The sequence below is a fragment of the Candidatus Aminicenantes bacterium genome (genome assembly GCA_026393855.1).
Classification (GTDB): domain Bacteria; phylum Acidobacteriota; class Aminicenantia; order Aminicenantales; family UBA4085; genus UBA4085.
Window position 1 is genome coordinate 20,966 of sequence record JAPKZJ010000122.1, and the last position, 7,177, is coordinate 28,142.

A 7,177-nucleotide genomic window follows, 5' to 3' on the forward strand; every position below is an offset into this window, starting at 1 on the left:
CTTCAGGGATGAAGATTCGGGAGGAAGAGCATCTTCAGGATCAAGAGGCCCCAGGTTAAGATCGTCCCGGCGAGAGCCCGATACTCTTTATTGCGGCGATATTGGCTCCAGTGGAACCGCCACTCGCCGTTGGCGGGTGCGGGCTTGATCCGGGGGAAGAAAAGCGGCACAGATTTTTCGAAGGCGCCGTACTGGTCGGGGAAGATCCGGCGCATCCGGTCCCGCTCCTCGAGGATGACGAGCGGGTAGAACAGCCCGAAGTAGATAGCGAAGGCCAGAACACCCCACCAGGAATTCGTGGCTACGGCGATGCCGACTCCGAGAATGAAGTTGCCGACGTAAAGCGGGTTGCGGCTGTGGCGGTAGGGGCCTGTCACGGCCAGGGCTTTCTCCTTGCGGATATGCCCCGCCGCCCAGGCGCGAACAGTCAGGCCGAGCGCGGCGACGGCGGCGCCAATCAGAAGGGAGCGGACCGTAGGAGCCGCCGTGATGGTGACCGCCAGGAGCGCCAGCGGTCCCGACCGGACCCGCCAGCGGTAGAGCGTCCGCATCAGCTTTGTTTCAGGCATGTTCGGCCAACGCTTCCTCGATCCGGGCAGCGACTTCGCCGGCCGTGATCGCCTTGAGGCATTCGATGGTGTCGCAGGCGCGCTTGTAGCAGCGGTTGCAGGCCAGTTCGGGATGGATGACCTTGTCGCGCTCCCGGAACGGGCCGTTGCGGCGTGGGTCGGTCGGTCCGAACAGGCCGACAATCGGGACGTCCAGCGCGGCGGCCGCTTGGAGGGCGAACGTATCGCCGCTCACTAGCAGCCTGGCCGAGGCGATGAGGGCCATGCTTTCCTGGATCGTCAAAAACGGGACGATTGCGGTCGGCCGTGGATGCTCGGCTCCGGCGACCTCCTCGGCCAAGGCTTTTTCGTCGGGGGAACCCCAGAGAAGGACGGGGAATCGATCGGGGCGCGCGATGCCGGCGATCGTCTCGCGCCAGCGCTCGGGGAACCAGCGCTTGGTGGGCCAAGCGGCCCCGACGTTGAAGACGACGATTCGGGCCCGGCCGTCCCAGCCGAGCCCTCGAAGCGTTTCGTGGGCCGCCTTCCGGGCTGGGTCGGGGACGCGGAGCGGGAAGGCTATGTCCGTCTCGGTGATCCCGAGAACAGTCAGTAGGTGAATATTCTTGCGGATCACATGCTCGGTCTCGGGGTACGGCGCCGCGTGTTCTGTGTAGAAGATGCGGACCGCGGGCTCCCGAAGGTTATCGCGATGGAATCCGATCCGGCGCTTGGCCCCGGACAGAAAGCCGATCAGGCCGGATTTGAGCAGACCCTGGAAGTCCAGGCTGGTCTGATCGCGGCCGCGAATAGAACGACGCCAGCCTGGCGATCCCGTCATGACGATTCCGTCCAAGCCTTCGACCCAGTCCAGGATGGCCCGGCCTTTGTCGCCGATAATCCAGCGGATCTCGGCCTCTGGCTTGTGCTTGCGGAGCGCGGCCAAAGCAGGTAAGGCGTGGATGATGTCGCCCAACGAGCTGGTCCGGACGATCAGGAAGCGGTCGCTCAACGTGCTCTCCCGGATGCTTTCTTGGCTCTGAGCCTGTGCAGAACGCGGGGGATGACCTCGGAAGTCGAGCGGACTTTGGCGCCGCCGACAATGGCGATCCGGCCGCCGTAGCCCAGGACGACCGCGCGCTCGGGGACGGTTTTTTTCGAGTAATCCGAGCCCTTGGCATGGACATCAGGCTTCAGGGCCAGGAGGATGCGCTCGACGTTGGGCTCATCGAAGATCACGACATGATCGACGCAGGCCATCCCGGACAGGATCGCGGCCCGTTCGGCCTGGGGCAGGAGCGGGCGGCCGGGTCCCTTGAGCCGGCGCAGGGAGGCGTCGCTGTTCAGAGCTACGATCAGGATTTTGCCCAGCCGGGCCGCGGCTTCCAGGTAACGGATGTGGCCCACGTGCAGAAGATCGAATCCGCCGTTGGCCAGGACGACGCGACGGCCTTTGCGGCGCTCGCGCGCCACGATGGTCTTCAGTCCGGCCAGCGTGCGGAGCTTGCTCAAGGTTCGCTGATGAGGGCCTGTTTTAGTTCGAGCGGCGAGATCGTCGCGGTGCCCTTCTTCATGACCACCACACCGCCGGCGCCGTTGGCCAGCCGGGCCGCGTCGGCGGGCGAAGCCCCGCCGGCCAGGGCCGCGGTCAGGACGCTGATGACGGTATCGCCCGCGCCGGTCACGTCGACGATGTCGGAAGGCCCGGAAGCGGAGAGAAACAGAGGCAGCTTGCCCTTTTCGAACAGGGCCATGCCTTTGGATCCGCGGGTGATGAGCAGGGCGGGGGAGCGGAGCTTGCGCAGAAGCGCGGCGCCCGCCTTCCGCACGGCCGGTTCGCCCGCCGCGAGCGAGATCTTAAGGGCGTCTTCGACCTCGGGCTCGTTGGGGGTGGCCAGGGTGACGCCCGGGAACTGTAGCAGGCGGAAGCGCGAGTCCAGGGTCACCGGCCGGCCCTTGGCCTTGAAGTCGGCCAAGACGGCGGGGAAGAGATCGGTCTGGACGGTGGCGTAATGGTAATCGGAGATCAGCAGGGCGTCGGCGGTCCGGCCGGCTTTGGCCAGCGCGGCACGAAGCTTCTTCTTCAATCCCGCCGTCTCGGGGACATGGCCTTCGCGGTCGATGCGGAGAATCTGCTGTTTCTTGGTATTATCCTCGCCCGCCAGGACGCGCGTCTTGAGCGGGGTTGCAAAGCCCGGGGCCGTGAAGAGCGATTGGGTATCCGCTCCGGCGGATTGGAGCACGGAGGCGATTGTCCGCCCGGCCTCGTCGTCGCCGACCACACCGATCGGGACCGCATCCACTCCCAGCGCCAGCAGGTTTAGCAGGGCGTTCCCCGCGCCTCCCAGGGCGAACTCCCGTTTTTGAAAAGCGAGGATCAGGACAGGAGCTTCGCGGGAGATTCGGCGGGTGCAGCCGGTGATGTACTCATCCAGGATGAAGTCGCCCCAGACGGCCACTTGGAGGTGGGAAAGCGTGTCGATGATCCGGAATAGATATCGTGTCTCTTCGTTCATGGCGGTTCGCAGGCCATTTTAGTCGGATCGGGCCGCGGGGCTGAAAGGCTCGTGTGGGTTCGATTCCCTCCTCCGGCAGTCCAATTTCTTTGTTTTCCCCCTGTCGCGATTAGTTACTGGTCTTTTTCTGTTTTAAGCACCATTAGCCTAGATTAAGCGGGTTTAAACCTTTTTTGTTACACAGTTGTGACATGGGGGACTGGTCTGCCCCACAGAAGGGAAATCGGAAAATATTTTTTTAGGGGGGGATATATCGTTTTGAAATAGTGATAAGGCGGATACAAATGAAAATTTATGAAAATGGCGAGTTTTTATAAATCCATATTTCCAATGTAATCCTCACCGCTCATAATGAAGGCGCGAGGTAAAGGTAAAGGTAAATTGCCGAGTCGCCAAGAACGGCTGAATCCCGATGCCGCCATTCGTCTGCCCGAGTCTTCATCAAGGTCGCATTCGAAGCAGTAGAGAAAGAAATCCTTTCCTTTGGTTGACTTCGGTTCCGTGACAAAGGTATTGTTATGCTCTTAGTGTTGCTTGGGGGAGGGTGTTTTGAAATCTCTTAAAACCACATTATTTCTAGTATTTCTGCTGGCGGGCAACCTGGTTTTATCTGCCGCCATTCCAGCCGCGGAGCGGCAGGCGCTGATCGATCTCTATAACTCGACTAATGGAGATGCCTGGACAAACAAAACAAGCTGGAAGACTGCCCCTCTGCGTACCGACGGCTTCGCTATGCCGGGAACCGAAAACACCTGGTATGGGGTAATAACCGATGCCGTTAACACTACTGTCCAGCAGCTATACCTGACAAATAATAACCTCATAGGCACCCTTCCCTCCAGCCTCGGTAATCTGAGCAATGTAGATGAAGCATTTTCTCTAGTAACGGCAAATAATCTGATCCAAATAATGAACGGATATCGGCTGAATGGAACTTCCGATAAATATGATATTTCTTCTGTCGATCTCATTTATGATCAAGACATTCCGCTTTGTTATGTTTATCATTTAGTTCCTTATGGGCATCTTGTATTATCCGCTCATTATGAACAAAATCCCATAAAATCAATTTCTAGATTCTCCGATTTCTTCGCTAATTCATCAAGATACGAAAGAACTGTAATAGACAGTATTAGAAAAGAATTGAATGCTCTTGCGAACTCCCTATCTAAAGACGATTCGTTAACGGGCAATCTCTGCAATAATAAATTGTGTTGGCAATTCTGGGAAAGCTATTATCCCCCTCTTAGACAGAACCTTATGCAACATAAGGCCGTCCCAGTATTCGTTAGCACTTCAAATCAGGCAAAAAATCTCTCCAAAGTTAATTTAGAAAATGGAAAACTGTTTAATAGTGATAGTTCGAATTTATTGATCCCTGACGAACCCCGGCCCAAGAATATCCAAACCCAAATCGGGGCTTATCTATTCCACATTTGTCGCAAATGTGAAAAACAGATAAAAGAAAACTCGCAGGCGCTATTTAAAGTCAAAACGAGTTCTCTCTCGGCGTCCATTGCGCTTATTGTGAATTCGACTTACGCCCAAGCTGATTATTTTGAAGATTTCGTATTGACAGGCGCAGTCCATAATGATGGAGGCACCGCAAGCGTTTTTACCAAAATAAGCATCGTTCTTTTTGATAAAAATAATATCAATATAGGAACAGGGTGGACGTATATTTACGGAGGGACAAATGTCAATTTAGGGTACGGTATTTATACGAATGCCTTGCGTTCTGGGGAAAAAGGATTCTTCAAAGTTTGGACTTCATGTAAATTTAGTCAAGTTGATAATTATACGTATACAATTGAATGGAGCGAATATTCGTACTCTCTATGTTATACCCAATTGAGTTTTAATGGGATTCCGATAACTTCGTCTTCTTTAGGAAATCTCCAAATCGTCGGCGAAATCAAGAATTCGAGCAATAATTATGTTTCCTATTTTACGCAGGCTGATTTCGCTATCTATGACTCAAACTCAAAGGTCATCGATACCGACTTCACGTATGTCGATGGAGATCCCTATAAGATAGGATCCATTACAACAAATACCGCGATTTATCCCGGTCAGAGCAAGCCCTTCACAGAATATACACTTGCACTTTATTCAAAATATTTGACCTACGAATATTCCTATGAATGGGACGAAGCAAATACTTCCGCCGTTGGCGTTCCGACCATTGGACTTTCAAAAACGTCATTCAACTTCGGGTCGGAACGAAATGGGACCCCGACGCACGCCGGAACCTCGGTAATCACAAACACGGGGACGGGAACGCTGAACTGGACGGCGACGCCGTCCGCAAATTGGATCTCGGTCTCGCCCGTAAGCGGAACCGGCTCCGGGGTATTGACGATCGGTATTGCCCGAACCGATATGTCGCCCGGATCATATGCCGGAACGATCACGATAACCGCCCCGAACGCTACGAATTCGCCGCAGACGATCAATGTTGGGCTCAATATCGCGCCGGTGGGGACTTCAAGCGTTCCCTTCGGCTCTTTCGATACACCGAAAAACGGCACGACCGTGTCGAGCAGCATCGCCGTGACGGGCTGGACGCTGGACGACGTTGAGACGACGGTGGTGAAGATCAGCCGCGATTCGGTGGGAGCAGAACCGCCCGGATCGCGCATCTATATCGGCGACGCCGTCTTTGTCGAGGGGTCCCGGTCTGATGTAGAAATAGCCTACCCCACGTATCCCTTGAAATCCCGCTCCGGCTGGGGCTACATGCTGCTGACTAACTTTTTGCCGAATGGAGGAAACGGCACCTTTACGCTCTATGCGACAGCCACAGATAGGGAGGGGCACAGCGTCGTCTTGGACAGCAAGACGATCACTTGCGACAACCTCCATGCCGTCAAGCCCTTCGGTGCCATCGATACGCCTGGTCAGGGAGAAGAAATCTCGGGCTCTCTTTATTACAACTTCGGCTGGGCGCTGACACCCCTGCCCAACAGCATTCCGACGGACGGATCGACGATATGGGTTTGGGTGGACGGTGTGCCCCTGGGTCACCCGTCCTATAACCATTACCGGGACGACATCGCGACCTTGTTCCCCGGCTATGCCAACTCAAATGCGGCAGTCGGAGTCTACGATCTGAATACGACCGCCTTTACGAACGGGGTCCATACGATCGCCTGGAGTGTAGTGGACAACGCGGGTAACGAGGATGGGATCGGGAGCCGGTACTTCTCGATCCTGAACGCAGGGACGCCTACTCTCCAGGGAGAGCAAGCCACTGCGGCAAATCATGCTGTCGCGAGTGGAGCCGCCGTGAGTTCATTCACGAAAGTAAGGGAGTTGGCCGAGTTCCGCGCCGTATCGATGAATCCCATTCATGCCAGAAGAGGATTCAACCGAAGCCTTCCTCCGGAGTCTGTGATCCCGAGGCCCGGCGAGGGAACTCTTTTTGCCACTCTTGAACTGGAGCGCTTGGAGATTCTCCTCGACGATCATGCCTTGGAAGTGGACGCGAATCGCCGCACGGCTGAGCGAGCTGGACTTACTTCTGTCTTGCCGATCGGCCATCGATACGAGGGCTATCTTATCGTCGGCGATGAGCTGCGGCCATTGCCGATCGGCTCGACCCTGGACGCCAACACCGGCATCTTCTCTTGGTTACCCGGCCCGGGCTTTCTGGGGAATTACCGGCTGGCCTTCGTGGATCGGGAGAGCCGTTCACGTCTTTTCGTGACTATCAAGATCGGGTCTTAAGCCACAAGCCGGGGACTTAAAATCCGGTTCTCCTTACAGAAGGTGTGGGTTCGATTCCCTCCTCCGGCACTTTCTTCCTTTGGTTTCCCCCTGATAAGCCGAAAAGGACGGGATCACTCCCCTGGAAGAAATGAACTCTACCGGACCACGACTTCGTCGTATTGGAAAATGTAGGTAGCGTTAAAATCGATTTTTTCCTGCAGGTAAAACTTTTGGCTGACAATATCCCTGGGCCCCAGATTCATACGGAGGGTATGAACCCGGGAATAGACCGGTTCATTGCTATGTTGATACCGGAGAGTCAGCCGAAACCGGACGCTTCTGATCGGATCATTTCCGACGTTTCGTATTCTCAACGTGCAGATAGACTTGTTGGCGACACGG

The 7,177-nt window shown here is 55.8% G+C and carries 5 protein-coding genes; 1 reads left to right on the top strand and 4 read right to left on the bottom strand.

Annotated features, from left to right (window positions below; all coding sequences use genetic code 11):
- Positions 1 to 2: 2 nt before the first annotated feature.
- The 4 genes from NTZ26_14930 to NTZ26_14945 are packed head-to-tail and all read right to left on the bottom strand — an operon-like array spanning position 3 to position 3,064.
- On the bottom strand, positions 3 to 569 hold the full coding sequence (locus NTZ26_14930) for an isoprenylcysteine carboxylmethyltransferase family protein (protein ID MCX6561794.1): 567 nt from the start codon (positions 567 to 569) through the stop codon (positions 3 to 5).
- On the bottom strand, positions 562 to 1,560 hold the full coding sequence (locus NTZ26_14935; protein MCX6561795.1) for a glycosyltransferase family 9 protein: 999 nt from the start codon (positions 1,558 to 1,560) through the stop codon (positions 562 to 564). Before NTZ26_14935 ends, NTZ26_14930 begins: the two co-directional genes overlap by 8 nt.
- Positions 1,557 to 2,060, bottom strand: coding sequence for an adenylyltransferase/cytidyltransferase family protein (locus NTZ26_14940; GenBank protein ID MCX6561796.1), 504 nt, complete (start codon positions 2,058 to 2,060; stop codon positions 1,557 to 1,559). Before NTZ26_14940 ends, NTZ26_14935 begins: the two co-directional genes overlap by 4 nt.
- On the bottom strand, positions 2,057 to 3,064 hold the full coding sequence (locus NTZ26_14945) for a PfkB family carbohydrate kinase (protein ID MCX6561797.1): 1,008 nt from the start codon (positions 3,062 to 3,064) through the stop codon (positions 2,057 to 2,059). Before NTZ26_14945 ends, NTZ26_14940 begins: the two co-directional genes overlap by 4 nt.
- Positions 3,065 to 3,613: 549 nt before the next feature.
- Here NTZ26_14945 and NTZ26_14950 point away from each other — a divergent pair.
- Entirely contained in the window at positions 3,614 to 6,793 is a 3,180-nt protein-coding gene (locus NTZ26_14950; GenBank protein MCX6561798.1) for a BACON domain-containing protein, read from the top strand.
- Positions 6,794 to 7,177: the final 384 nt, after the last annotated feature.